At 37.9% G+C, this 25,821-nt stretch carries 29 protein-coding genes; 28 read left to right on the top strand and 1 reads right to left on the bottom strand.

The genetic code is table 11. The features are described from left to right. Window positions 1-46 precede the first annotated feature (46 nt). The 12 genes from BTR25_RS10390 (at window position 47) to fni (ending at window position 11,576) form a co-directional block, all read left to right on the top strand. Window positions 47-628 carry a genetic competence negative regulator gene (locus BTR25_RS10390; protein ID WP_075688009.1) on the top strand — a complete coding sequence of 194 codons (582 nt, stop codon included), beginning with the start codon at window positions 47-49 and terminating at the stop codon, window positions 626-628. A 271-nt stretch (window positions 629-899) separates the two neighbouring features. Next, complete coding sequence (locus tag BTR25_RS10395) at window positions 900-2,177, top strand: Glu/Leu/Phe/Val family dehydrogenase (RefSeq protein ID WP_075688010.1); 1,278 nt, start codon at window positions 900-902, stop codon at window positions 2,175-2,177. 97 nt (window positions 2,178-2,274) lie between these two features. Further along, window positions 2,275-3,249 carry a YpdA family putative bacillithiol disulfide reductase gene (locus BTR25_RS10400; RefSeq protein WP_075688011.1) on the top strand — a complete coding sequence of 325 codons (975 nt, stop codon included), beginning with the start codon at window positions 2,275-2,277 and terminating at the stop codon, window positions 3,247-3,249. A 1-nt stretch (window position 3,250) separates the two neighbouring features. After that, window positions 3,251-4,207, top strand: a complete 957-nt coding sequence (locus BTR25_RS10405) for an asparaginase (RefSeq protein WP_075688012.1) — start codon at window positions 3,251-3,253, stop codon at window positions 4,205-4,207. 88 nt (window positions 4,208-4,295) lie between these two features. Beyond that, entirely contained in the window at window positions 4,296-4,982 is a 687-nt protein-coding gene (prsW, locus tag BTR25_RS10410) for a glutamic-type intramembrane protease PrsW (RefSeq protein WP_075688013.1), read from the top strand. Window positions 4,983-5,081: 99 nt separating this feature from the next. Further along, window positions 5,082-6,065 (top strand): spore cortex-lytic enzyme, encoded by a 984-nt coding sequence (gene sleB / locus BTR25_RS10415; RefSeq protein WP_075688014.1) that lies wholly within the window; start codon window positions 5,082-5,084, stop codon window positions 6,063-6,065. A 13-nt stretch (window positions 6,066-6,078) separates the two neighbouring features. Then, window positions 6,079-7,428: a germination protein YpeB gene (ypeB, locus tag BTR25_RS10420; protein ID WP_075688015.1), complete on the top strand. Its 1,350-nt coding sequence runs from the start codon at window positions 6,079-6,081 to the stop codon at window positions 7,426-7,428. A 93-nt stretch (window positions 7,429-7,521) separates the two neighbouring features. Further along, on the top strand, window positions 7,522-7,701 hold the full coding sequence (locus BTR25_RS10425) for a YpfB family protein (protein WP_075688016.1): 180 nt from the start codon (window positions 7,522-7,524) through the stop codon (window positions 7,699-7,701). A 281-nt stretch (window positions 7,702-7,982) separates the two neighbouring features. Continuing rightward, window positions 7,983-8,657, top strand: a complete 675-nt coding sequence (cmk, locus tag BTR25_RS10430) for a (d)CMP kinase (protein WP_075688017.1) — start codon at window positions 7,983-7,985, stop codon at window positions 8,655-8,657. 2 nt (window positions 8,658-8,659) lie between these two features. Further along, a complete protein-coding gene (locus BTR25_RS10435; RefSeq protein ID WP_075688018.1) occupies window positions 8,660-9,241 on the top strand; it encodes a lysophospholipid acyltransferase family protein in 582 nt (193 codons plus the stop codon). A gap of 118 nt (window positions 9,242-9,359) precedes the next feature. Next, complete coding sequence (gene rpsA / locus BTR25_RS10440) at window positions 9,360-10,499, top strand: 30S ribosomal protein S1 (protein WP_075688019.1); 1,140 nt, start codon at window positions 9,360-9,362, stop codon at window positions 10,497-10,499. Window positions 10,500-10,511: 12 nt separating this feature from the next. Beyond that, entirely contained in the window at window positions 10,512-11,576 is a 1,065-nt protein-coding gene (gene fni / locus BTR25_RS10445; RefSeq protein ID WP_075688020.1) for a type 2 isopentenyl-diphosphate Delta-isomerase, read from the top strand. 39 nt (window positions 11,577-11,615) lie between these two features. Here fni and BTR25_RS10450 read toward each other — a convergent pair whose 3' ends face one another. Continuing rightward, complete coding sequence (locus BTR25_RS10450; RefSeq protein WP_075688021.1) at window positions 11,616-11,759, bottom strand: YpzI family protein; 144 nt, start codon at window positions 11,757-11,759, stop codon at window positions 11,616-11,618. A gap of 107 nt (window positions 11,760-11,866) precedes the next feature. Here BTR25_RS10450 and BTR25_RS10455 point away from each other — a divergent pair, with 107 nt between their 5' ends. From BTR25_RS10455 to aroH, 16 genes are all read left to right on the top strand, one after another. Further along, the gene (locus tag BTR25_RS10455) at window positions 11,867-12,475 is read left to right on the top strand and encodes a YphA family membrane protein (protein ID WP_075688022.1); all 609 of its coding nucleotides are present in this window, start codon (window positions 11,867-11,869) and stop codon (window positions 12,473-12,475) included. A gap of 185 nt (window positions 12,476-12,660) precedes the next feature. Next, window positions 12,661-13,971 carry a ribosome biogenesis GTPase Der gene (der, locus tag BTR25_RS10460; protein ID WP_075688023.1) on the top strand — a complete coding sequence of 437 codons (1,311 nt, stop codon included), beginning with the start codon at window positions 12,661-12,663 and terminating at the stop codon, window positions 13,969-13,971. 22 nt (window positions 13,972-13,993) lie between these two features. Continuing rightward, window positions 13,994-15,049: an NAD(P)H-dependent glycerol-3-phosphate dehydrogenase gene (locus BTR25_RS10465; protein ID WP_075688024.1), complete on the top strand. Its 1,056-nt coding sequence runs from the start codon at window positions 13,994-13,996 to the stop codon at window positions 15,047-15,049. A 237-nt stretch (window positions 15,050-15,286) separates the two neighbouring features. After that, on the top strand, window positions 15,287-15,472 hold the full coding sequence (locus BTR25_RS10470; protein ID WP_075688025.1) for a DUF2768 domain-containing protein: 186 nt from the start codon (window positions 15,287-15,289) through the stop codon (window positions 15,470-15,472). 47 nt (window positions 15,473-15,519) lie between these two features. After that, on the top strand, window positions 15,520-16,230 hold the full coding sequence (locus BTR25_RS10475) for a hypothetical protein (protein ID WP_075688026.1): 711 nt from the start codon (window positions 15,520-15,522) through the stop codon (window positions 16,228-16,230). 313 nt (window positions 16,231-16,543) lie between these two features. Next, window positions 16,544-18,022, top strand: a complete 1,479-nt coding sequence (gene spoIVA, locus BTR25_RS10485) for a stage IV sporulation protein A (RefSeq protein ID WP_075688028.1) — start codon at window positions 16,544-16,546, stop codon at window positions 18,020-18,022. A 362-nt stretch (window positions 18,023-18,384) separates the two neighbouring features. After that, window positions 18,385-18,657 (top strand): non-specific DNA-binding protein Hbs, encoded by a 273-nt coding sequence (gene hbs / locus BTR25_RS10490; RefSeq protein ID WP_034676225.1) that lies wholly within the window; start codon window positions 18,385-18,387, stop codon window positions 18,655-18,657. Window positions 18,658-18,833: 176 nt separating this feature from the next. Next, window positions 18,834-19,403: a GTP cyclohydrolase I FolE gene (gene folE / locus BTR25_RS10495; protein WP_075688029.1), complete on the top strand. Its 570-nt coding sequence runs from the start codon at window positions 18,834-18,836 to the stop codon at window positions 19,401-19,403. 9 nt (window positions 19,404-19,412) lie between these two features. After that, a complete protein-coding gene (mtrB, locus tag BTR25_RS10500) occupies window positions 19,413-19,649 on the top strand; it encodes a trp RNA-binding attenuation protein MtrB (RefSeq protein ID WP_075688030.1) in 237 nt (78 codons plus the stop codon). 165 nt (window positions 19,650-19,814) lie between these two features. After that, entirely contained in the window at window positions 19,815-20,615 is an 801-nt protein-coding gene (locus BTR25_RS10505) for a heptaprenyl diphosphate synthase component 1 (protein WP_075688031.1), read from the top strand. 18 nt (window positions 20,616-20,633) lie between these two features. Continuing rightward, entirely contained in the window at window positions 20,634-21,335 is a 702-nt protein-coding gene (locus BTR25_RS10510; RefSeq protein WP_075688032.1) for a demethylmenaquinone methyltransferase, read from the top strand. 44 nt (window positions 21,336-21,379) lie between these two features. Continuing rightward, window positions 21,380-22,342: a heptaprenyl diphosphate synthase component II gene (gene hepT / locus BTR25_RS10515; RefSeq protein WP_075688033.1), complete on the top strand. Its 963-nt coding sequence runs from the start codon at window positions 21,380-21,382 to the stop codon at window positions 22,340-22,342. 159 nt (window positions 22,343-22,501) lie between these two features. Then, complete coding sequence (gene ndk / locus BTR25_RS10520) at window positions 22,502-22,948, top strand: nucleoside-diphosphate kinase (RefSeq protein ID WP_075688034.1); 447 nt, start codon at window positions 22,502-22,504, stop codon at window positions 22,946-22,948. A 242-nt stretch (window positions 22,949-23,190) separates the two neighbouring features. Further along, entirely contained in the window at window positions 23,191-24,363 is a 1,173-nt protein-coding gene (gene aroC / locus BTR25_RS10525; RefSeq protein ID WP_075688096.1) for a chorismate synthase, read from the top strand. Next, complete coding sequence (aroB, locus tag BTR25_RS10530; RefSeq protein WP_075688035.1) at window positions 24,363-25,433, top strand: 3-dehydroquinate synthase; 1,071 nt, start codon at window positions 24,363-24,365, stop codon at window positions 25,431-25,433. The genes aroC and aroB overlap by 1 nt, the downstream gene beginning before the upstream one ends. Before the next feature lie 12 nt (window positions 25,434-25,445). Then, the gene (gene aroH, locus BTR25_RS10535) at window positions 25,446-25,820 is read left to right on the top strand and encodes a chorismate mutase (RefSeq protein WP_075688036.1); all 375 of its coding nucleotides are present in this window, start codon (window positions 25,446-25,448) and stop codon (window positions 25,818-25,820) included. Window position 25,821 lies beyond the last annotated feature (1 nt).

The raw sequence follows: 25,821 nt of genomic DNA on the forward strand, positions 1-25,821 counted from the left end.
ACATAAACTAAAAATAAGAGTTACGTCATGGCAGGGGGCTTAATATATGCGCTTAGAACGCTTAACCGTTAATAAAATAAAGATTTTCTTAACCTCTGATGATTTATTTGAAAGGGGACTTTCAAAAGAGGACATTTGGAAGGATTCAATTAAATGGCATCAGCTCTTCCATGATATGTTGGAGGAGGCTAGTGAGGAGTTTGATGTAGAAATTCAAGGTTCTGTCGCAGTTGAAATTTTTTCTCTACAAGCACAAGGCATGATTTTGATTATTACGGTTGACGAAACAGACAGTGATGAAGAAGTTTTGTTTGATGGCTTTGTGGAGATGCAAGTTAGGCTTGAAGGCTGTGAGAACCTCTTATATGAATTTGTCTGCTTTGAAGATATTATTGGCCTTTCTAAGAGGCTGGCTGTGCTAAATATTATGTGCGGAAGTGTATATTGCTTACATGGTCACTATTACTTACTTTTAGAGAATCTTGATTCGGAAATGATTGAAAAGGCTGCGGCATTATTATCAGAGTATGGAACAGCTTCTATACTAAGTCAACATGTACTCTTAGAATATGCGAAGAGGGTAATTGAAGATAACGCAGTTGAAACAATCCTGCATTATTTTAAATAAAGTTTAACCAAACTACCAAAAGGACTTAACTCACCTTTTTGGTTAGTTTGGTTAGCTTTAATAGTTTATGTATATATACATGAATGAGCTATTACTTTAAGCCAGCTGCTTTCCTTCTTTATCACACTAAAACACTCAACTGTTAGCGCTTACAAAATATTTTCGAAATACGGTAAAAGTGAATTTTTGTTCTTGCATAAATCAATTAAACGTGTATACTTGTGTCTGAAAGCGACAACATTCGTTAAAGTGATACTTAGGAGGTTTACAGATGGTAGCCGAAAAAGGAAATGAAAAAACGATTCAAGAGGGGAAAAATGATGTGTTGAAATCAACACAAACTGTTATACATAAAGCTCTTGAAAAGTTAGGTTATCCGGAAGAGGTATACGAATTATTAAAAGAGCCGCTGCGTATGATGACAGTTAAAATTCCAATTAGAATGGATGACGGTTCTGTTAAAATATTTACTGGCTACCGTGCCCAGCACAATGATGCTGTTGGCCCAACAAAAGGGGGAATCAGGTTCCACCCGGATGTAACTGAAACAGAGGTTAAAGCACTTTCCATTTGGATGAGTTTAAAGTGTGGGATTGTAGACCTACCTTATGGTGGGGGTAAGGGTGGAATTATTTGTGACCCACGAGATATGTCATTTAGAGAGCTTGAAAGACTAAGCCGTGGATATGTACGAGCAATCAGTCAAATTGTTGGACCAACGAAGGATATTCCTGCACCTGATGTATTTACGAACTCACAAATTATGGCATGGATGATGGATGAATACAGCCGTATTGATGAATTCAATAATCCTGGATTTATTACAGGTAAACCTTTAGTTTTAGGTGGTTCACATGGGCGGGAATCTGCAACGGCAAAGGGTGTTACCATTTGTATACGTGAAGCGGCAAAAAAGAAAGGTATCAATATTGAGGGTGCCAGAGTTGTTGTACAAGGCTTTGGGAATGCTGGAAGCTTTTTATCTAAATTCATGCATAATGCTGGAGCAAAAGTAGTTGGAATTTCAGATGCTTATGGTGCATTATATGATCCAAATGGATTAGATATTGATTATCTCTTAGATCGTCGTGACAGCTTTGGAACCGTTACAAAATTGTTTAACAATACCATATCAAATAAAGAGCTTCTTGAATTAGATTGCGATATTCTCGTTCCTGCAGCGATTGAAAATCAAATTACTGCAGAAAATGCCCATAATATTCGTGCCAGCATTGTGGTGGAAGCTGCAAACGGTCCCACTACATTAGAAGCAACTGAGATTTTAACTGACCGGGGAATTCTTTTAGTTCCTGATGTGCTTGCTTCTGCCGGTGGTGTTACTGTTTCTTATTTTGAATGGGTGCAAAATAATCAGGGTTATTATTGGACAGAAGAAGAAGTTGAAGAAAAGCTTGAGCGGGTAATGGTAAAATCCTTCAACAATATTTATGATACAGCCCAAACACGCCGTGTAGATATGCGATTAGCTGCCTATATGGTGGGGGTAAGGAAGATGGCTGAGGCCAGCCGCTTTAGAGGTTGGATTTAATTTATATGTTTTAATATTGAAACTAAACAAAAAAACTCCTATCATAAGACGGTAGGAGTTTTTGATTTTAAGTCAGTTTTTTACAGGGGTGTTACACATGCAGATAGAAGATATTATTATTATCGGTGGAGGGCCATGTGGGCTGGCTGCTGCCATTGCCATGAAGGAAATAGGAAAAAATCCGCTTATTATTGAAAAGGGGAATGTAGTGAATTCCCTCTATCATTATCCGACTCATCAAACATTTTTTAGTACTAGTGAAAAACTAGAAATAGGGAATATTCCATTTATAACCGAACATTATAAACCAAAGCGAAACCAGGCACTTGTTTATTACAGAGATGTTGTAAAGAGAAAGGAACTTCGAATTAATGCTTTCGAAACAGTTTACAAGGTTTCTAAGCAGGACGATCTGTTTTTGATTAGTTCCAATACAGGAACTTACAAATCCCGTTTTCTAGTTGTTGCAACCGGATACTATGATCATCCTAACTATATGAATGTACCTGGTGAGGATTTACCTAAGGTGTTTCATTACTTTAAGGAAGCCCATCCTTATTTTGATCAAGATGTTTGTGTCATTGGTGGGAAGAACTCCAGTGTTGATGCCGCATTAGAGCTTGTTAAAGCAGGCGCTAGAGTTACTGTGTTGTATCGTGGGCATGAGTATTCCCCAAGTATTAAGCCGTGGGTACTGCCGGATTTTGAAGCTTTAGTCAAAAATGGCACGATTACGATGGAATTCAATGCACAAGTAAAAGAAATTACCGGGGACAAGGTGATTTATGTAAAGGATAACTTGGAAAAAGTGATTGATAATGATTTCGTTTTCGCAATGATAGGCTATCATCCTGACCATCAATTCCTTAAAACAATGGGGATTGAAATAGATGAGCTAACAGGAAGGCCATTATATAACCCAGATACGATGGAAACGAATATTGAAAATATTTTCATAGCAGGAGTTATCGCTGCTGGTAATAACGCAAATGAGATTTTTATTGAAAATGGCAGGTTCCATGGCGAACAAATAGCTGCTTCAATTTTAGAAAAAGATGAAAAGGGTGAATGATATGAAAAAGGTAGTCTTGTTAACAACAGGCGGAACGATTGCTAGTAAACCTAACAAAGACTCAGGCAAATTGGCTTCTGGAGAATTAACAGGAGAAGAACTTGCAGCAATGTGCAATCTGCCTAAGGATATTGAAGTTATTATTGAATCTGTGTTTCAAAAAGCTAGTATTCATATTACTTTTGAGGATTTAGTATTATTAAAAGAAAAGATTGAAACATATTTTACTGATGATACGGTTTCAGGTGTAGTGGTTACCCATGGAACAGATACCCTGGAGGAGACTGCTTATTTTCTAGATTTAACGGTAAACGATTCAAGGCCTGTCATTGTTACTGGGTCACAGCGTTCACCGGAGGATTTGGGCAGTGATGTTTATATAAATCTTAGGCACGCAATTTATTCTGCTTGTTCAGATGATTTAAGAAATGCTGGTACTGTCGTTGTTTTTAACGAGAGGATATTTGCGGCGCGATATGTGAAAAAAGAACACGCATCGAATATACAAGGATTTAATGCTTTTGGCTTTGGTTACTTGGGAATCATCGATAATGATGCTGTACACGTTTTTCAGAAACCTATTAAGCGTGAATATTTTCACATAACACAACCTATTCCGCAGGTTGAAATTATTAAGTGTTATATGGGTGCTGATGGGAAATTTATCAAGGCTTCCAGGGAAGCTGGGGTAAAGGGCATTGTCTTAGAGGGAGTCGGTCGTGGACAAGTTGCACCGAGCATGATGGAAGAAATTGAAAAATCAATTTCTGCTGGAGTCGTTTTAGTAGTTACAACAAGTGCAGAAGAAGGATCAGTATACACAACCTATGATTATAAAGGCAGTGCTTATGATTTATTCAACAAGGGAGTAATTCTTGGCAGTGACAATGACTCGAAGAAAGCTAGAATAAAGTTGTCAGTAGCACTTGCGAGCGGACTGGAGAATATCAACTTCTAAAATGAACAGTAATGGATGATTTTTTTCATTTAATAAATCCTCCTATCATGGTACGATAAAGGAAACGAATTGGAAATGAGGATAAGCCATGCTGGGAATCTTGTCAGCCGGAATTGCTCCCGGTCTGGCCTTGCTAAGTTACTTTTATTTAAAAGATGAATATGACTCAGAGCCTATTTCGGTGGTAATGAAAGCATTTTTATACGGAGCTCTTCTGGTATTTCCCATTATGTTTATCCAGCACGTCCTTCATACCGAAAATATTATTAAAAGTGATTTCGTCGATGCTTTTCTATCCTCAAGTCTTCTTGAAGAGTTTTTTAAGTGGTTTATTTTATTTTATGTGATTTATCAGCATGCTAATTTTGATGAACCGTTTGATGGAATTGTTTATGGAGTAGCAGTGTCACTCGGTTTTGCAACAGTTGAGAATATCCTTTATTTACTCGCAAACGGGATTGAATATGCGATGGCGCGGGCATTACTTCCTGTGTCTAGTCATGCTCTTTTTGGAGTTATTATGGGTTTTTATATTGGAAAAGCAAAATTCACTGAAAATAAAAGAAAGTGGATAGTATTTTCCTTGTTTTTACCCTTTGTTTTACATGGATCTTACGATTTTATTTTAATATCACAAGAGCACTGGTTATATATTATTTTGCCTTTTATGATTTTTTTATGGTGGTTCGGACTGAGAAAAGTAAAAATGGCCAAAACCCTTACGGCTATTCACAAAAAGCACCAATATTCAGCAGAAAAAACCCTTCATTTATAGATGGAGGGTTTTTGATTTGTCTTTTTTGGAATAAAAAAACTAAAAGAGCAAAAAATAGGTTTACATCTAAAAAGATTTACAACTGGGGGTTAGTTTGCTATGAAGAAGAAAAAAATCTTATTTAAATCTTTCATTGTTATCTCCCTTTGTATGATGCCATTATCTTATGTGGAGGACAATAGGGTTCATGCCTTTTCCAATCAGGTAATCCAACAAGGGGCCGTTGGTGAGGACGTTATTGAACTTCAATCTAGACTACAATACATTGGCTATTACAATGGAAAGATTGATGGAGTTTTTGGTTGGGGAACTTATTGGGCATTAAGAAATTTCCAATATGAATTTGGACTGCCAATTGATGGACTAGCAGGGACTGTAACAAAAGCAAAGCTGGTAAAAGCGAGTAAATATAATAAACAGTTTGTAAGAGAGCAAATAAATAAAGGTAATAAGTTTACCCATTACGGTGGAGTTGATAAGAATAAACAGAGTGCTCCTGCGAAACCGCCAGCAGGTCAGCAAGCCAAGCCGCCGGCAGGTCAACAGGCCAAGCCACCAGCAGGTCAACAGGCCAAGCCGCCGGCAGGTCAACAGGCTAAGCCGCCAGCAGGTCAACAGGCTAAGCCGCCGGCAGGTCAGCAGGCTAAGCCTCCTGCAAATACTGCAAACCCTCAAGCACCGGCAGAGCAACCGACGAAACCAACGGCGGCAAATACACCGGGTGGCTTTTCAAGCAATGATATACAGTTGATGGCTAATGCTGTTTATGGAGAAGCAAGAGGAGAGCCATATACAGGGCAAGTGGCAGTTGCTGCAGTCATCCTTAATCGTGTAAACAGTGCTACATTCCCTAATACTGTCTCTGGAGTTATTTTTGAGCCAAGAGCCTTTACTGCAGTTGCTGACGGACAAATTTGGTTAACTCCAAACGAAACGGCCCGAAAAGCAGTTTTAGACGCAATAAATGGTATAGATCCAACTGGCCAGGCCTTATATTACTTTAATCCGGATACAGCAACAAGTGGATGGATTTGGACGAGACCACAAATTAAAAAAATTGGAAAACATATTTTTTGCAAATAAAGGGGTGAAAAGGATGATAAGAGGAATCATCATTGGTGTTCTAGCGATTGGTGTAGCGGGTACAGCCTATTGGGGCTACCAAGAGCATCGGGAGAAAAATGCAGTTTTATTGAATGCCGAGAATAACTATCAACGTGCATTTCATGATTTAACATATAACATGGATTTACTAAACGATAAGATAGGAACAACCCTAGCGATGAACTCAAGGAATTCATTGTCACCTTCCTTGGCGGAAGTATGGAGAATAACTTCAGAGGCGCATAGTGATGTGGGGCAGCTTCCACTAACTCTGCTTCCTTTTAACAAAACGGAGGAGTTTTTAGCTAACATCGGAAACTTTAGTTATCGAACGGCGGTAAGAGATTTGGACAAAGAACCACTATCAGATGAAGAATACGAAACGTTAAAAGTTCTATACAGTAAGTCAGGAGAAATTCAACAGGAGCTTAGAAAGGTTCAACACATGGTCCTAGAGAATAATMTTCGTTGGATGGATGTTGAACTAGCGCTGGCCTCAGGAACAGTAGCTGGAGATAATACGATTATTGATGGGTTTAAAACAGTTGAAAAAACAGTTTCAGGTTATAAAGAAAGTGATCTTGGTGTCTCATTCAGTAATTTGCAAAAGAAGGATGAAAACTTTGCAAAGATAAAAGGGGAAACCATAACAGAAAAACAAGCCATTACAACAGCAAAAAAGTATATGAAATTTAATGGTGATGCTGAAGCAAAGGTAACTAAAAATGGTAAGGGTTCTGACTATGGTTTTTATAGTGTGTCGATTCAGAATAAAAAAACAGGTCAAGAAGGAAATATGGATATAACAAAAAAAGCTGGATATCCAATTTGGTTTATTAATTATCGGGATGTAACCGAACAAAATATAAGTCTAAACGATGCTTCAAATAAAGCAACTGCATTTTTAAAGGAAAATGGATATAAAGACTTAGAACTATTTGAGAGTTCCCAATATGATAATACAGGAGTCTTTAATTTTGTCACTTCTGTCAATAACGTAAGAATTTACCCAGAGGCAGTCAAGATAGAAGTGGCTCTCGATAACGGCGATATCATCGGTTTTTCTGCACAAGAATACTTAAAATCCTACCAGACAAGAGAAATTGAACAACCAGTACTTACAAGTGAACAGGCCCGTGCAAAGGTTAATCCGAACTTGAAAGTGATGGAAGAAAGACAAGCGGTAATTATCAACGATTTAAATAATGAAGTTTTATGTTACGAGTTCTTAGGTACATTGGGTAATGATACTTACAGAATCTTTATAAATGCAAAAGATGGTGTAGAAGAAGAAGTAGAAAAACTTAAAAATGCCGAAGCGGTATATGATGATGTAGTTTAGGAAAAGCAATTCTGCTTTTCCTTTTTCTTCATGAAGAGAATAAATTGTTCCTAACACTCTCATAATAGTGAATATAGAAATTGAGGTGTTGGTATGAAGGTTTTTGAGAGGATTCTGCTAAAAGTTATTGTTATCCAATTTATCTTTCTCCTAATGGTTCAGTTGTTCTTGCATCAATTAGACGTCTTTCCTCAGCTGGACCAATTAACAAAATATGAAGGTGTAAATGAAAATACCTTCACTGAGATTCTTCAAACCTTTAATGGGAACTAGTAGAACATATAGAAAAGTTAGTACTTAAAAGCAGGATACCTGCTTTTTTTTTGGCTAATAGGAAAGAAGAAATTTCTTCAAACTTCTTCTTTCCTAACGCATAAGAAAAACTAAGGCACTCGCTAAGAACATGGCGAACGCCAAGTTCCTCTAATGGTGTGTGGGAACAGTATACATTAGAGAATTCAATTTTTTCGAAGATAAAAAACGAGGAATATCCCTTTCTTATGGTAAAATAAATTTTGGGTACAAGATTAGACCTGAACGACCTAGGAGGAAATATGGAAAAGAAAATATCTATCGCAATTGACGGTCCTGCTGCAGCCGGAAAAAGTACAGTAGCAAAAATTGTGGCAGAAAAACTATCATACATATACATCGACACTGGTGCGATGTATCGAGCATTAACTTACAAAACAAAAGTTAAGAATATCAATCTTGAGGATGAAAATGCTCTATTACATACTCTGCTTGAAACGAAACTAGAGTTGTTCCCTTCACCTAAGGGACAATTAGTGTATCTTGACCAACTAGATGTAACTGAGACAATTCGATCTTCTGAGGTTACAAATTCAGTGTCAATCGTTGCCAAGCACCAAAAAGTACGGGAAGAAATGGTAAAAATGCAACAAGCCTTTGCTGTTGGTGGTGGTGTTGTGATGGATGGCCGGGATATAGGAACCCATGTCCTTCCAAATGCTGAAGTAAAGGTGTTTTTGCTTGCCAGTGTGGAGGAACGGGCAGTTAGAAGGCATATGGAAAATCTTCAAAAGGGTTTCCCATCGGATTTAGAACAATTAAAAGAGGAAATCGCCCGTAGAGATAAAATTGATTCTGAACGGGAATATGCTCCTTTAAAAAAGGCGGAAGATGCAATCGAAATTGATACCACATCTCTGACCATTCCTGAGGTTGTAGAAAAAATTATGATTCTGGCATTAGAAAGGATTGGATAAGTGTGACGTTTTATTCTTTTGCAAAAGCGGTTGCAGGATCTGTCTTCAAACCATGGTATAGAATTGAGGTAAGCGGAATAGAACATTTCCCAAAGGATGAAGGTGTGTTGCTTTGTGTGAATCATATTCATAACTTCGACCCCATTATTACAGGAATCACTGCACCCCGACCCGTGCATTTCATGGCAAAGGAAGAGATATTTAAAGTTCCCGTTTTAGGAAATATCGTTAAAAATTGTAATGCTTTTCCAGTAAAGAGGGGGATGAGTGATCGGGAGGCACTTAGAAAAGGATTAAATGTCCTGAAGGAGAACGGAGTACTCGGACTTTTTCCTGAGGGGACTAGGAGTCATACTGGGGAACTGGGTAAGGGTCTTGCTGGGGCAGGCTTTTTTGCCCTGAGATCTAACGCGGATGTAGTTCCAAGTGCTATCATTGGTCCATACAAAAGCATGCGGAAATTAAAAGTGGTTTACGGCAAACCGATACCGATGGAAGAGTTAAGAAATAGAAAGGCTTCCGCTGAACAAGTGACCGAATTAATTATGGAAGAAATTCATAAACTTATTAAAGAGCATCAATAGGTTGTGCTTGACAAAATAGTTTATTTATAAGAAGTTAGTTAAAAGAGATTTTTTTGGCTAGGAAAGCTTTATTTTTTCATATATTTCTTTGCAGTAAATGGATTAAGGAGGAGTACATATGTCGGAAGATATGAATCAAGTAGAAGTAAAAAATTATGAAATTGGCGACAAAGTCACCGGACAAGTCACAAAAGTAGAAGAGAAGCAGGTTATAGTAAATATTCCTGATAGTAAGTTAGATGGAATTATCCCAATTAGTGAACTTTCAAGCCTCCACGTTGAGAAAGCCTCTGATGTGGTTTCTGAAGGTGATGAACTTGATTTAGAAGTGCTGAAAGTGGAAGAGGATGCATTAATCCTTTCTAAAAGAAAAGTCGATGCAGAGAAAGCCTGGGTCAACTTAGAGCAGCTTTTTAACAGCGGAGAAATTATTGAAACTGAGGTAAAAGATGTTGTAAAAGGCGGACTAGTGGTTGACCTTGGTGTACGTGGGTTTGTACCAGCGTCTTTAGTTGAAGCGCATTTTGTAGAAGATTTCTCTGACTATAGAGGTCAAACACTTACCTTTAAAATCGTCGAACTTGATAAGGAAAAGAATCGTTTGATTCTATCTCATCGTGCGGTTGTCGAGGAAGAAAAAGGCAGACATAAGAAAGATTTACTTAAAAATATTCAGCCAGGCCAGGTCATCGATGGAACGGTTCAAAGAATTACCGATTTTGGTGCATTTGTTGATATTGGTGGTGTGGATGGTCTTGTCCATATTTCCCAACTATCTTATGAACATGTCGAAAAACCTACAGATGTCGTACAAGAAGGCCAAAAAGTAAAAGTGAAAGTCTTGAATGTTGATCGTGACAATGAAAGAATTTCTTTATCAATTAAGGAAACCCAACCTGGGCCGTGGTCAAATGTTAGTGAGAAAGCACCAAAAGGCGGTACACTAAAGGGCACTGTTAAAAGATTGGTATCATACGGTGCATTTGTTGAAGTATTCCCAGGAGTCGAAGGCCTAGTTCATATCTCGCAAATCGCACATAAGCATATTGGAACACCTCACGAGGTTTTAAAGGAAGGTCAAGAGGTTAACGTAAAAGTCCTTGACAGCAATGAACAAGACCAGCGCCTCTCCTTGAGTATTAAGGATCTTCTTGAAAGAGAAGGGGAAGAGAACTTTGATTACGAACTTCCGGAAGAATCAAAAGGTTTTCAGCTTGGAGAAGTAATTGGAGATAAATTAAAGAATCTTAGAAAATAATGGTGATTATTAGTGTCTAGATCTGAACGCAAATGGGATCATATTCGATTTGCCCTTAAAAACCAAAAGGGGCAACGTTTTAACGCTTTCGATGATATACAGTTTATCCATCAAAGTCTGCCAAACATTAATGTATCAGATGTCCGATTAGACCAGAAAATAGGCGAACTTTATTTAAGTTCGCCTATTTTTATCAATGCAATGACTGGCGGCGGAGGGGAAAAAACTTTTGAAATCAATAGAGAGCTTTCCAAGGTCGCAAGATCATCAGGGCTGACCATGGCTGTAGGGTCGCAAATGTCTGCAATAAAGGACAAGAATGAAAGATATACATATGAAGTTGTCAGAGAAGAAAATCCTGATGGAGTATTACTTGCAAATCTTGGAAGTGAAGCAACACCTCATCAAGCAAAGCTTGCTGTTGACATGATTGCTGCCAATGCACTACAAATACATTTGAATGTTATTCAAGAATTAACGATGCCTGAAGGCGACAGGGATTTTACTGGTGCGCTTCGAAGGATTGAAGAAATTGTAAATGAGGTAAATGTACCTGTCATTGTTAAAGAAGTCGGTTTTGGAATGTCAAAAGATACAGTAGAATCACTTGTAAATATCGGAGTTTCTGCGGTTGATGTAGGTGGTTTTGGGGGGACAAATTTTGCCGAAATTGAAAATAGTAGGCGCAGTCATTCCCATTCCCTGGCATTTTTTAATAACTGGGGTATTCCAACTCCGATATCCATCTTAGAAGCTTCACAAATTTCTGGAATTACTGTCATAGGTTCAGGGGGCTTTACATCCGGACTTGAAATAGCCAAGGGGATAGCTTCAGGAGCAAATATTATTGGTTTTGCAGGGAATTTTTTGAGAATTCTGATGGAGGATGGTATTGATGCTTTAAGTGAACATATTGATTCGCTTCAAAAGGAATTAATTATGATTATGACTGCAGTTGGTGCAAACTCAATCAAAGAATTACAAAGTGCTCCAATCATGATATCTGGTGATACATATCATTGGTTGTCACAAAGAGGGATAAATACAAAACAATATAGTCAGCGTATAATAAGATAAGCTCTCGCAGTTGCGAGAGCTTTGTTCGGTTAAAACGTTTTAACTATACTTCGAATCGTTCAAGCCTCTAGCCTCTTCTGGGCTTTGAAGTTTTGTTGAGCCAGGATAATGCAGGGCCTGGTCACGATCAGATTCAACTCGTCCACTTGCCTTTAACTTTTTCTCTTGGCGGTCTTTTCCCATTTGCACACCTCCTTCTTATAGAATGATTTTGATGTGGGAAGATTATTCAAGAAAGTATGAAAATACATAAAGTATACCGATAATGGAAACATTAGGAGGTGTGGCAATTGGAAGGTTCAATGTTTTACTGGATTCTCTGGGTATTTTGGGTGTACCTTACTTTCATGTTCAATAAGAAAAACCATCAACGTCTGAACTTATCAGTAATCATTTTACTAATCATTATTCTTTCTGATTTTCAAATTAAGCTAGGTGATTTTGAGATAACGGCTAGTGGAGTGTTCATGCTGCTTCTATCCTATATCATTTTAAGTAAAGAAAAAAATTGGTCTTTGCTTTATATTTATCTATGTTCGGTTATTATTACATTAGCCTACGCTGCCTTTAATTTATTTGAGATATTTGACCCCATATGGATCATCTTTCAAAAAGAATGGATGATGGGTGTAAGCTTTTGTTATTTAGCGGTACTGTTACAAAAAACTTTAAAGGGCAGGTTGCTGATTATTGTATGCGGAACGATTCAGGGTGAAATAGTATACGCCTATTTCCTAAGCAGACTTCAATTTCCTTACCCGGTATCTTCTCTAGCATATCTGGATGTGTGGGCGTTAATTACAGCCTTGCTTTTAGTGTGGAGCTTACTTGAAAATACAGGTGCTTTTCTACAAAATCATTTTAGTTTTATGGAAAAACAGAAACAAAAGTCATCGTAACTGGAGGGCAAGACGAGTTTTCAGGTTGCGGTAAAGGTTTAACATTGCTAAACTAATATGGTTAGACCCTTCTAAACGAGAGAAGGGTTTCTTTAGCATTTATTTTTAACTTTTAAGTCATTGCTTAAGATAAAAGATAAACAATATTGAAAATTACAAGGTATTTAGAAAGGTGGCAATTGAAAATGGTAAAGCCCGTTATAGCTATTGTAGGTAGACCAAATGTAGGAAAGTCAACGATCTTCAACAGGATTGTTGGTGAGAGAGTTTCGATTGTAGAAGATATCCCAGGAGTGACAAGAGACCGTATCTATAGCTCTGGAGAATGGTTAACCCATGATTTTAATGTAATTGATACCGGTGGAATTGATATCGGCGATGAACCATTCTTAGAACAGATTCGTCAGCAGGCTGAGATAGCAATTGACGAAGCAGACGTAATTATCTTTTTAACGAATGGAAGAGAAGGAGTTACGGCTGCAGATGAAGAAGTAGCTAAAATCCTATATAAATCAAAAAAGCCAATTGTCTTAGGTGTAAATAAAATTGATAATCCTGATATGCGTGAACAAATTTATGACTTTTATTCATTAGGTTTTGGAGAACCGATTCCGGTATCTGGCTCTCATGGGCTGGGTTTAGGTGATTTATTAGATGAGGCAGCCAAATACTTCCCGAAGAATAAGCAGCAAGATTATGATGCAGATACGATTAAATTTTCTTTAATTGGACGACCTAATGTTGGTAAATCATCACTAGTTAATGCTATTTTAGGAGAAGAACGAGTCATTGTCAGTGATATTGCAGGAACAACCCGAGACGCAGTTGACTCTCCTTATACATATAACGGTCAGAAATATGTGATTATTGATACTGCTGGAATGAGGAAAAAAGGGAAGGTGTACGAAAGTACTGAGAAATACAGTGTTCTGCGTGCACTAAGAGCGATTGAACGATCAGATGTTGTCCTCGTTGTTATTAATGCTGAAGAGGGAATTATTGAGCAAGATAAGAAAATTGCTGGATATGCTCATGAAGCAGGAAGAGCCGTTGTTATTGTTGTAAACAAATGGGATGCCATTGAAAAAGATGAGAAAACCATGAAAGAGCTCGAACAACAAATACGTGAACATTTCTTATTCCTTAGCTATGCTCCGGTTGTATTTTTATCCGCAAAAACGAAAAAACGGATCCACACGCTGTTGCCTATGATTAATACTGCTAGTGAGAATCATGCAATGCGAGTTGAAACAAGTGTTTTAAATGATGTAATTATGGATGCTATAGCCATGAACCCAACACCGACAGATAAAGGGCGCCGCTTAAAAATTTATTACACCACACAAGTTGCTGTAAAGCCGCCGACATTTGTTGTGTTCGTAAACGAGCCTGAACTACTCCATTTTTCTTATGAGCGTTTTCTAGAGAATAGAATTAGAGATGCTTTTGGATTTGAAGGAACCCCAATTAAGCTTTACGCTAGAGAAAGAAAATAATATTGGTGGGAGTTGTTGTATTATGGAGAGTAATAATGCACCTATAGCGGTTGTTGGAGCAGGGAGCTGGGGGACTGCCCTAGCAATGGTGCTTGCAGACAATGGTCATGAAGTGCGTCTTTGGAGCCACAATGAAAGCCAAGTAAATGAGATTAATCACTTTCATACCAATAAGAAGTATTTACCAGAGATCACATTACCGGAGTTAATTATCGGATATGCTTCGCTAACAGATGCCTTGGCAGATGTAAGAACAGTCATTTTGGCTGTACCTACTAAGGCAATCCGCGAAGTAGTTGGGAAAATCCGTTCGATTCAAACAAAACCAATTACAATCGCTCACGTAAGTAAAGGGATTGAGCCCGATTCATTAATGAGAATAACAGAGATGATTAAGGCTGAGATGCCAAGTGAATTCTTAACGGCAGTTGTAGTACTTTCAGGACCAAGTCATGCTGAGGAAGTAAGTTTACGTCATCCAACAACCGTTGCGGTTTCGTCTGAAAATATGAAGGCTGCAGAGGAAGTTCAGGATCTATTTATTAATCAAAATTTCCGAGTCTACACCAATCCTGATGTAATTGGAGTTGAAATAGGCGGGGCATTAAAGAATATCATCGCTTTAGCTGCTGGAATTACAGACGGACTTGGATATGGGGATAATGCCAAAGCAGCTTTGATGACTAGAGGGCTGGCTGAAATTGCACGTTTAGGTACAAAAATGGGTGCGAACCCCTTAACCTTTGCAGGTTTAGCTGGAATCGGTGATTTAATTGTAACATGTACTAGCGTCCATTCAAGAAACTGGCGGGCGGGAAACTTACTGGGTAAAGGGAAAACGCTAGAGGAAGTATTAGAAAATATGGGAATGGTTGTCGAAGGTGTTCGGACAACGAAAGCAGCCTACCAGCTTTCTGAGAAGTATGGAGTTAATATGCCGATTACACATTCACTTTATGATGTTCTTTTCAACGGTAAAAATGCAAAAGATGCGGTCGATGTGTTAATGACCCGTGGAAAGACACATGAAATGGAGGATTTAGTCAATATTCTCGAGGAAAGAAATACTGACGAATAAAAATGTAAGATTAACCCATAAAAATAGCAATTTGTGATTCCTTTTATTGCTGGATTGCATACAATGCAACGAAGAACACTTGAAGTATGAACCTATAAAATGGGTTATTTTAGTCATAATGCTGAAGTAAAGAAATCGCCCCTCTTTACTTCAGTTTTTTTATTGCAAAAGAATAATTTTTTTAATGATTTTGCTTACCTATGATATAATTACTTTCGGAATAAAGGGGGAATTAATTTGTCACCAGGTATGCTGAAAATGTGGATATCAATCGCTGGAATTGGACTCATGTTTCTAGCGATCATTACAATTTATTTAAGCAGATTTAAACTAAAAGGCTTTCTAAGAATTATTACGGCAATACTAGCTTACTTGTTTTTAGTCGTATCAGGATTAACCCTGTTTATTGTCCTATTTACATAAGGTACATAGAAATAAACAGATAAACTCTAACTTTTAAGGTGATTGTTATGAAATGGAAAGTGCTTGGTATAGTTATCTCATTAACGTCATTATTTTTATCAGGATGTATGTACCCTAACTCTAAGCTGGCAAAAAATCAAATACCGTACACAGATCAACTCCAAGCTGTTCAGCAGGCTGTAAATTCATTTCAAGAGGATAACGGCGGAATCCTGCCTATAAAGACTAAAGATGCCGAAACACCAATTTATCAAAAATATCCTATTGACTTCAAAAAAATAGCTCCGCGATATTTGGCCGAACCACCAGGGAATGCTTATGAAAGTGGAGGGGTTTTTCATTATGTTCTTGTCGATGTGGAGACAAATCCAACAGTAAAATTACTGGATTTAAGAATAGCTGAGACCATCCGCGATATTAGGTTTAGAATTAGCGCAAATGGTTATCCGCCATTTAAAGATAGATTAGGCAAAAATGTCTATTCAATTGATTATGAACAGCTTGGCTATGAAAAGCCTCCGTTTGTTTTGAGTCCATTTACTAGTCAAAATTTACCCTTGGTAATTACGACAACGGGTGATGTTGTGGTAGATTATCGCCAAGACCTTTACCAAGAACTGCAGAAAACGGACAAGCAGGTAAAGCCGGGAGAGGATATTCGATTTATCCTTGTTGAAGATTCGATGTTTGTTCCGGCCTACTCAATACCGTATACTTTAGATGCCGAAAGTAATGAGCCTGTTTTTTTAGAACAATAATTTGTCATATCCCTTTTTCTACGAAATATATTGTAGGAGAAGGGTTTTTTTTTAGGCTAAAAGGTGTAATCCAAATCTATTATGAACTCTCGCATGGAAATTCCTTGGAGCCCTGCTATTAATAAACCCTCATTCGATCAAAACTTTAAGACACGACAGATACTAGGAAAAGCAGCGAATTCTTTTAAGGGAGGTAAAAAATTTTTAAAAAAGTGTCATAACAATATAGGACAACATCATAAACATATATTGTCCAAAAATATCTAGATGGATAATATTATCCCACTTTACTCTATGATCGGGAGGGGATCACTTGGAAAAGGTTGATATTTTTAAAGATATTGCCGAAAGAACAGGCGGTGATATTTATTTAGGAGTTGTAGGTGCTGTACGAACAGGAAAATCTACCTTCATAAAAAAGTTTATGGAGCTAGTAGTTTTACCAAACATAGAAAATGAGGCGGAAAGATCAAGAACACAGGATGAACTTCCACAAAGTGCAGCAGGAAAAACAATTATGACTACAGAGCCAAAATTTGTACCAAATCAGGCTGCGACTGTCCATGTTGACGAAGGACTCAATGTAAATATTAGACTAGTGGATTGTGTGGGCTATACAGTTCCTGGAGCAAAGGGTTATGAGGATGAAAATGGTCCGAGAATGATTAATACACCGTGGTACGAAGAACCTATTCCTTTTCACGAAGCGGCTGAAATAGGCACAAGAAAAGTAATTCAGGAACATTCTACAATCGGGGTAGTCGTTACAACAGATGGAACGATTGGAGAAATTCCTAGAAGTAATTATATTGAGGCTGAGGAAAGGGTAATAGAAGAGCTTAAAGAAGTTGGCAAGCCATTTATTATGGTTGTCAACAGTGCTCAGCCTTACCATCCAAGCACAGAGACGCTTAGAGCAAATTTAGCTGAGAAATATGATATTCCGGTTTTAGCAATGAGTGTCGAGAGCATGCGTGACAGCGATGTGCTTAATGTACTTAGAGAGGCTCTCTACGAGTTCCCTGTACTTGAAGTTAATGTTAATCTCCCGAGCTGGGTGATGGTATTAAGAGAAAATCATTGGCTTCGTGAGAGCTATCAGGAAGCAGTAAAGGAAACAGTTAAAGATATCAAGAGATTACGAGATGTGGATCGAGTTGTACAACAGTTTAGTGACTTTGATTATATTGAAAAAGCAGGTTTAGCGGGGATTGAAATGGGTCAGGGTGTAGCAGAAATTGACCTATTCGCTCCTGATGAGCTATACGATGATATCTTAAAAGAAATTGTAGGAGTGGAAATCAGAGGAAAAGACCATTTACTCGAGCTTATGCAGGATTTTGCACATGCCAAGGCAGAATATGACCACATTGCAGATGCTCTGAAAATGGTAAAGCAAACAGGATATGGCATTGCCTCTCCAACACTTTCAGATATGAGTCTAGAAGAGCCTGAGATCATTCGTCATGGTGCACGATTCGGTGTAAGATTGAGAGCAGTTGCCCCTTCCATCCACATGATTAAAGTAGATGTAGAATCCGAGTTTGCACCAATCATTGGAACTGAGAAACAAAGCGAGGAACTTGTCAGATACTTAATGCAAGATTTTGAGGATGATCCGTTATCGATTTGGAACTCAGATATTTTCGGAAGATCACTAAGTTCAATTGTACGAGAAGGTATTCATGCGAAACTTTCGTTAATGCCAGAGAATGCGAGATATAAATTAAAAGAAACGCTAGAAAGAATCATAAATGAAGGTTCTGGTGGATTAATCGCCATTATCCTCTAAGTACTAAGACTCCATTTTTGGGGTCTTTTTCTTTTTTGACAAAAAAGCAACTCCAAATTCTTCAAAAATAGTAGAATTTTGTCGAATCGAAGAAAAGATTACCATAATTTCATGAATTATTCTTGATATGCTCAAATGATTGTGATAATCTTTTAACAGACTTACGTTTAGTGCTTAAAACCTTTATATAATAGGGTTTTTTATTAAAAAGTACATTAAAACATAAATTACCGTAATTTTTGATTACTTTACTAATAAAACTGCACTATGACGTATAGAAACTAGAAAAATTGTTTAGAAATGTAGATAAGTAATCTTATTTTACGAATCTAAATTCATTTTATTGGGAGGAGGTGAATGGCATGAACAAGACAGAACTTATTAACGCAGTAGCAGAAGCAAGTGAGCTATCTAAAAAAGACGCTACAAAAGCAGTTGATGCTGTTTTTGATTCAATTCTAGATGCTTTAAAAAATGGTGATAAGGTACAACTAATTGGTTTTGGTAACTTTGAAGTACGCGAGCGTGCAGCCCGTAAAGGTCGCAATCCTCAAACTGGTGAGGAAATCGAAATCGGTGCAAGCAAGGTGCCTGCTTTCAAACCAGGTAAAGCGCTTAAAGACGCAGTAAAATAATTACATACAATTATTGCTTTAAGCGATCGCTTAGGCAAAAGGCCGTGGGACAACCATGGCCTTTTTTCTTTATGGTAAAATCTTATTGCAGATTTGATTTTTGATTGCACGTAAATGGATATGCTAATATGTACATGTCATAGATAATTTTACTGTTTTACATAGGAGGAAAAAAGATGGCAGAAGTAAATCGGGCCCAAATTGAAGAGGCGGTGCGTTTAATATTAGATGCAATTGGTGAAGACCCCAATCGAGAAGGGTTGCTTGATACACCGAAACGAGTAGCTAAAATGTATGAAGAAGTTTTTAGCGGTCTAAATGAGGATCCGAAAACACATTTTGAGACTATCTTCAGTGAAGATCATGAAGAATTGGTTTTAGTAAAGGATATTCCCTTTTACTCCATGTGTGAGCACCACCTTGTCCCGTTCTATGGTAAAGCGCACGTTGCTTATATTCCCAAAAACGGACGAGTAACTGGACTTAGTAAGCTAGCAAGAGCCGTTGAAGCTGTTGCGAAAAGACCTCAGCTTCAAGAAAGAATTACATCCACTGTTGCTGAAAGTATGATGGAGAAGTTAGATCCATACGGAGTAATGGTAGTGGTTGAAGCAGAGCATATGTGTATGACCATGCGCGGAGTGAAGAAACCAGGGGCTAAAACAATAACAACAGCTGTTCGAGGAACGTTAGCTGAAGATACATCCGCACGTTCTGAAATTCTATCACTAATTAAAATGGACTGAGGTGTAAAAATGGAAAAACGACTCGCTCATAATAGTGATTTTGTGGTTATTAAAGCAATTGATGACGGTGTAAATGTTATAGGGTTAACGAGAGGGACGGATACTAGATTTCATCATTCCGAGAAGCTTGATAAAGGAGAAGTATTAATTGCTCAATTTACCGACCATACATCAGCGATCAAGATCAGGGGTAATGCTAAAATACTTACCCAATTTGGGGAAATCGACAGTGAAATGAAGAAGTAGTTTGTGTAGTGGAAGAAAGGGGAGCGTCTTAATTATCTTTTTTTAGATAATTGAAATGTATTTATTTTGTGAATTCCTGCCCATCCAAAAAGCATTTATGATATAATTGTGACTGCCTTGTAAAGATAAAAGAGTTTAATAAATATACATTTAGGGGAAGCAAGGGTGATTAGATTGCCAAATATTCGACAAAATTATACAGACACAAAACGACTGGTTGAACAAAGGGTCTATCATCCCTACTTGCTTAAATTTATTGAAACTCCGATAATTGATGATGATAAGCTGCTTATTTTAGTTTCAATGCTAGAACGACAAAAATTCTCTTCTAGTGATATACAAACCTACGCACTTACTACAATGCTTATACAAATTGCTCTAGATACCCATGAACATATATCGAATAAAGATGTTGATGAAAAAAGCCGACAGTTAACTGTTTTGGCTGGTGATTACTATAGCGGCTTATACTATAAGCTTCTGGCCCAAGCAGAAGACATTGGTTTAATTAGAGAACTATCCAAAGGAATCAAAGAGGTTAATGAACATAAAATAATTATTTATCAAAAGGAAACGATTGGTATTGAACAATTAATGGTAAGTATCAAAAAAATTGAAAGTGCAATTTTTAATAAATATTCAGGATATTTCCAAGTTGAATTTTGGAATGACTTCATAGAAAACTTTTTATTTATAAAACGGCTTATTAGAGAAAAAAGACACTTTGTCGAGAATGGTGAATCCTTTTTATTTGATGCATTGAAAGCTTTGATGTATCCCGGGTACAGTTCAAAGGTTAAATTATCTGAGGAACAAACAAAACACCTTATTACTATTTGTGATGACTATATTAATGAATCAAAAGATGAAATAAAAGGAACAAGCCAGCATACCTTTATTAATGACATGATAAAAGAAAGAATTGAAATGATCATGAATGAAAAACAGCCAATTGTAAAACTTTAGTGGAAGAAGGGTTAACACATGCAGCAATCGAAAGAACAGCGAGTTCATAAGGTGTTTGAAAAAATATCTGACAACTATGATAAAATGAACTCAGTTATCAGTTTTCAACAACACATCAGATGGCGGACAGATACTATGAAGAAAATGGCTGTCAAGCCAGGTTCTAAAGCGCTGGATGTTTGTTGTGGAACAGCAGATTGGACGATTGCATTAGCTGAAGCTGTTGGTCCAACAGGCGAAGTTACTGGCTTAGACTTTAGCCAAAATATGTTGAATGTTGGGATTGACAAGGTAAAAGACCTGGGGCTAAAACATGTTCACCTGGTACATGGCAATGCCATGGAGCTTCCATTCCCTGATCATAGCTTTGATTATGTAACAATTGGTTTTGGATTGCGTAATGTTCCTGATTACCTTCAGGTATTAAAAGAAATGAATCGTGTACTAAAGCCAGGCGGAGTAGCCGTTTGCCTAGAAACCTCACAACCGACCTTAATTGGCTATAAACAGATGTATTATTTTTACTTCCGGTTCATTATGCCGATGTTTGGCAAGTTATTTGCAAAAAGCTATAAAGAATATTCATGGCTCCAAGAATCTGCAAGGGACTTTCCAGGAATGAAAGAATTGGCACGGATGTTTGAAACGGCTGGTTTTAAAAATGTTATGTACAAACCATATAGTGGTGGAGCGGCGGCAGTCCATATGGGGTATAAATAATAGAACAAGAATTGTAGACAGGAAGAAAAGCTGGGTGAATACAAATGAAATTAAAAATGATGTATTCATTTTTGAATTCGGATATAAACATAATTGAAAAAAAGCTAGAGGCTACTATACAAGCTGACTCTCTTCTTTTGAAACAAGCTTCTTTGCATACCTTACAAGCAGGAGGAAAAAGAATTCGTCCTGTTTTTGTTTTGCTCGCAGGGAAATTTGGGCATTATGATATAAATGTCATGAAAAATGTCGCGGTTGCTTTAGAGCTGATTCACATGGCCTCACTCGTACATGATGACGTAATTGATGATGCAGATATTAGAAGAGGACAACCAACAGTTAAAGCAAAATGGGACAATAAGACAGCTATGTATACTGGGGACTTTATCTTTGCGCTGGCACTCGAGTTAATGGCGAATATTGGAAAGCCCCTTGCACATAAAATCTTGGCAAACACCATTGTTGAAGTGACTGTTGGTGAGGTTGAACAAATCAAGGACAAATACCGCTATAATCAAAATCTTAGAAATTATCTTCGTAGAATAAAAAGAAAGACAGCATTATTGATTGCAGCAAGCTGCCAGTTGGGTGCAATTGCAGCAGGTGCAGATGAAAAAACTCACAAAAAACTATATCTCTTTGGATACTTTGTAGGAATGTCTTTCCAAATCACTGATGATATATTAGACTTTACCTCAACAGAAGAAGAGCTCGGTAAACCAGCAGGGAGTGATCTTCTTCAGGGAAATATCACTGCGCCAGTCCTATATGCAATGGAAGATGAGAAGATCCGGTTAGAAGTTGAAAAGGTTCATGAACATATCGAACCCGCTCATATGGCAGAAATCCTCAAGATGATAAAAGATTCTGGTGCAATTGAAAAGTCAATAAGACTAAGTGATATGTACCTCGAAAAAGCCTTAGCTGTCTTAGAAGATCTACCTTCAAACAGGGCAAGAAAAACGCTTCGTGATATTGCTAAATTTATTGGCAGAAGAAAATACTGATAGGTAGCGGACTATTAGCAAAACACAAGCGGCAAGGTGCTAAACACACCTTTTAAATGCCGCTTTATTTCTTTCTTGCGAAATATTCAAAAAAGTGTTATATTTTCATGGGTTGCCCAATGGCAGCAATTATACATATTTGATTTAGGAGTGGAATTCATGGAAAAAACTTTTTTGATGGTAAAACCTGATGGTGTACAACGAAACTTGATTGGTGAAATCGTTGCACGTTTTGAAAGAAAGGGTTTTCAATTGGTAGGGGCTAAATTAATGACCATCCCTACTGAGCTAGCAGAAGAACATTACGGTGAACATAAAGAGCGTCCATTCTTCGGTGAATTAGTCGATTTTATTACATCTGGTCCAGTATTTGCCATGGTTTGGCAAGGTGAAAATGTAATTGCTACAGCACGCCAAATGATGGGGTCTACAAACCCTAAGGATGCAGCTCCTGGTACAATTCGTGGAGATTACGGTTTAACGGTGGGCAAAAATGTAATCCATGGTTCAGATTCACTTTCAAGCGCTGAGCGTGAAATTGGATTGTTTTTTAAAGATGGCGGCGTAGTAGAGTACGGTAAACTAGTAAACGAATGGATCTATTAATAAAAGGAAGGCGCTTGTATAGATAATATACAAGCGCCTTTTTGTATGCGCATACATAATTTTTAATGAAGAAATAATGATCTTTTATGTACAAATGGTAGAATACTCATTATTATTAAATAAATAATTACCATTCAAATTTTTATGATATTTTCTGAATAGTTACTCTATGTTTATTAAATGGTATATGTTATATTGGTACAAAATCCTTTAATGAGTTGAAGGGAGAAAGAGTTATGGCAATGAGATATTTAACAGCGGGGGAATCCCACGGACCGCAATTAACGACTATTTTAGAAGGCCTTCCAGCAGGGATGCCGTTAGTAGCAGAAGATATTAATAATGAATTATCAAGACGTCAAAAAGGCCATGGCCGCGGCAGAAGAATGCAGATTGAAAAGGATACTGCGGAAATCATGTCTGGTGTTCGTCATGGTCAAACCCTTGGTTCACCAATTGCTTTAGTTGTAAAGAACAACGACTGGAAGCATTGGACAAATATTATGGGTCCCGAACCCTTATCAGAGGGGCAATCTGATGAAGTAAAAAGAAAGATAACCAGGCCGCGTCCAGGACATGCCGACTTAAACGGTGCAATTAAGTATGGTCATCGTGATATGAGGAATGTGTTGGAGCGTTCATCTGCTAGGGAAACAACCGTAAGAGTAGCAGCAGGTGCGGTGGCAAAAAAGCTTTTGTCACTAGTTGGAGTGGAAGTAGTTTCACACGTTGTTGAAATAGGCGGCATAAAAGCGAGTGTGAATCCAGATTTAAGTATTGAAGCATTAAAAGAACTCTCAGAAGTTTCTCCTGTCCGCTGTACGGATGCCAGCGTGGAACAAAAGATGATGGATGCCATCGATGAAGCAAAGAAAAATGGAGACTCTATAGGCGGGGTAGTAGAAGTAATAGTTACAGGAATGCCGTCAGGAGTAGGCAGTTATGTCCAATATGATCGTAAATTAGATGCTAAACTTGCAGCCGCAATTGTTAGTATTAATGCATTTAAAGGTGTTGAATTTGGAATAGGTTTTGAAGCAGCGAGAAAACCAGGAAGTGCGGTTCATGATGAGATCCAGTGGGACGAGGAAAAAGGGTACACTAGAAAGACGAATCGTCTAGGAGGCTTTGAAGGCGGTATGACGACTGGAATGCCAATCGTCGTTCGTGGCGTAATGAAACCAATTCCAACACTATATAAACCATTAATGAGTGTTGACATCGAAACAAAAGAACCGTTTGCTGCTAGTGTAGAACGTTCGGATAGCTGTGCAGTTCCAGCCGCAGCGGTTGTTGCAGAACACGCTGTTGCATGGGAGTTGGCTAACGCACTTGTCGATCAGTTTTACAGTGATCGGTTTGAAACCTTCGCAGCTGAAATAAAGCGCCAGCATGAGTATGCGAGGGATTATTAATGGAGACGATCCATATACAAACTAGTTCGAAAAGCTATGATGTAATAGTTGGAGAAGGTGTTATTCGCGATATTAACTCGTTTCTGACTGCCCAGTTTCCAGACTTGACGAAAATACTGATTATTACAGATGAAACAGTTGCAAAGTTACATCTGAATAGTTTAATGCCCTATCTGAAGGAGTGGGAGCCGGTTGTCTACACGGCTCCTAGCGGCGAAAAAGCAAAAACTTTTGATGTTTATTATAATGCCTTATCTGTTGCATTAGAAAACCGTCTAGATCGCAAATCTCTCATAGTTGCATTTGGCGGTGGAGCGGTAGGAGATTTATCAGGATTTGTTGCCGCTTCATTTATGAGGGGAATACCATTTATTCAAGTTCCAACTACAATTCTAGCTCATGATAGTGCAGTTGGTGGTAAAGTAGCAATTAATCATCCATTAGGTAAAAATATGATTGGGGCCTTCCATCAACCTGCTGCTGTTTTTTATGATCTTRATCTGCTTGGTACCTTAACTAGGCAAGAAATACGATCAGGATTTGCAGAGGTTATTAAACATGCGCTCATCCATGACCCTGAATTCTATCAATTGTTACGAGCAAATCTAACGAACTTAGATTCGCTCCCTGCTCATGTTTTATTTAAGTCACTCACTGCCGGAATAAAAATTAAAAATGCATTTGTTTCCCAGGATGAAAGAGAGTCTGGAATACGTGCATATTTAAATTTTGGGCATACATTGGGTCATGCGATTGAGGCTGAAATGGGCTACGGGAACATTACCCATGGGGAAGCGGTTATGATTGGTATGGTCTATTCACTTAGTTTAAGTAATGATTTACTGGAGCTTTCATTTGATTTAAGTGATTTCATTTCCTGGGTTCAGCAGTTAGGGTATGTCACGACAATTCCATCAAATCTATCGCATGACCAATTACTGGAAAAAATGAAGCAGGATAAAAAATCAATAGGAGAGTCTATTCATTTTGTCCTGTTACAGCAAATTGGAACACCAATACTTCAGCAGCTAAATGATGATATCTTGTTAAGTAAGTTAAAAGAACTTTAAGGGGGAATTTTCATGCTAAGAGGGGTGAGAGGAGCAACAACGGCGAGCAGTAATACGGAAGAAGCCATTATTTCTGCCACCGAAGAGCTTCTGTCAAAGTTGATTGAAGTAAATCAGGTTAACCCAGAGTATGTTGCATCCGTTTTTATCTCAGCTACAGAAGATATTGACGCAGTATTTCCTGCGAAGGCTCTTCGAAACTTTCCAGGATGGAAGTTTGTACCAGTCATGTGTATGAGAGAACTTCCTATATCAGATTCCTTGCAAATGTGTATTAGGGTTATGATGCATGTGAATACAACTCAATCGCAAGAAGATGTCGTGCATGTATATTTAGGTAATGCGGATGTTTTAAGACCTGATCTTGGTAAAAACTTGGAATCGTAAT

Source organism: Bacillus sp. MRMR6 (assembly GCF_001940785.1).
In the GTDB taxonomy this organism is placed as follows: Bacteria; Bacillota; Bacilli; order Bacillales; family Cytobacillaceae; genus Neobacillus.

Coding starts and splice junctions, on each gene's coding strand:
- BTR25_RS10390 (WP_075688009.1), top strand. CDS start 47: ATGCGCTTAGAACGCTTAACCGTTAATAAAATAAAGATTTTCTTAACC.
- BTR25_RS10395 (WP_075688010.1), top strand. CDS start 900: ATGGTAGCCGAAAAAGGAAATGAAAAAACGATTCAAGAGGGGAAAAAT.
- BTR25_RS10400 (WP_075688011.1), top strand. CDS start 2,275: ATGCAGATAGAAGATATTATTATTATCGGTGGAGGGCCATGTGGGCTG.
- BTR25_RS10405 (WP_075688012.1), top strand. CDS start 3,251: ATGAAAAAGGTAGTCTTGTTAACAACAGGCGGAACGATTGCTAGTAAA.
- prsW (WP_075688013.1), top strand. CDS start 4,296: ATGCTGGGAATCTTGTCAGCCGGAATTGCTCCCGGTCTGGCCTTGCTA.
- sleB (WP_075688014.1), top strand. CDS start 5,082: ATGAAGAAGAAAAAAATCTTATTTAAATCTTTCATTGTTATCTCCCTT.
- BTR25_RS10425 (WP_075688016.1), top strand. CDS start 7,522: ATGAAGGTTTTTGAGAGGATTCTGCTAAAAGTTATTGTTATCCAATTT.
- cmk (WP_075688017.1), top strand. CDS start 7,983: ATGGAAAAGAAAATATCTATCGCAATTGACGGTCCTGCTGCAGCCGGA.
- rpsA (WP_075688019.1), top strand. CDS start 9,360: ATGTCGGAAGATATGAATCAAGTAGAAGTAAAAAATTATGAAATTGGC.
- BTR25_RS10450 (WP_075688021.1), bottom strand. CDS start 11,759: ATGGGAAAAGACCGCCAAGAGAAAAAGTTAAAGGCAAGTGGACGAGTT.
- der (WP_075688023.1), top strand. CDS start 12,661: ATGGTAAAGCCCGTTATAGCTATTGTAGGTAGACCAAATGTAGGAAAG.
- BTR25_RS10465 (WP_075688024.1), top strand. CDS start 13,994: ATGGAGAGTAATAATGCACCTATAGCGGTTGTTGGAGCAGGGAGCTGG.
- BTR25_RS10475 (WP_075688026.1), top strand. CDS start 15,520: ATGAAATGGAAAGTGCTTGGTATAGTTATCTCATTAACGTCATTATTT.
- hbs (WP_034676225.1), top strand. CDS start 18,385: ATGAACAAGACAGAACTTATTAACGCAGTAGCAGAAGCAAGTGAGCTA.
- folE (WP_075688029.1), top strand. CDS start 18,834: ATGGCAGAAGTAAATCGGGCCCAAATTGAAGAGGCGGTGCGTTTAATA.
- mtrB (WP_075688030.1), top strand. CDS start 19,413: ATGGAAAAACGACTCGCTCATAATAGTGATTTTGTGGTTATTAAAGCA.
- BTR25_RS10510 (WP_075688032.1), top strand. CDS start 20,634: ATGCAGCAATCGAAAGAACAGCGAGTTCATAAGGTGTTTGAAAAAATA.
- hepT (WP_075688033.1), top strand. CDS start 21,380: ATGAAATTAAAAATGATGTATTCATTTTTGAATTCGGATATAAACATA.
- ndk (WP_075688034.1), top strand. CDS start 22,502: ATGGAAAAAACTTTTTTGATGGTAAAACCTGATGGTGTACAACGAAAC.
- aroC (WP_075688096.1), top strand. CDS start 23,191: ATGAGATATTTAACAGCGGGGGAATCCCACGGACCGCAATTAACGACT.
- aroH (WP_075688036.1), top strand. CDS start 25,446: ATGCTAAGAGGGGTGAGAGGAGCAACAACGGCGAGCAGTAATACGGAA.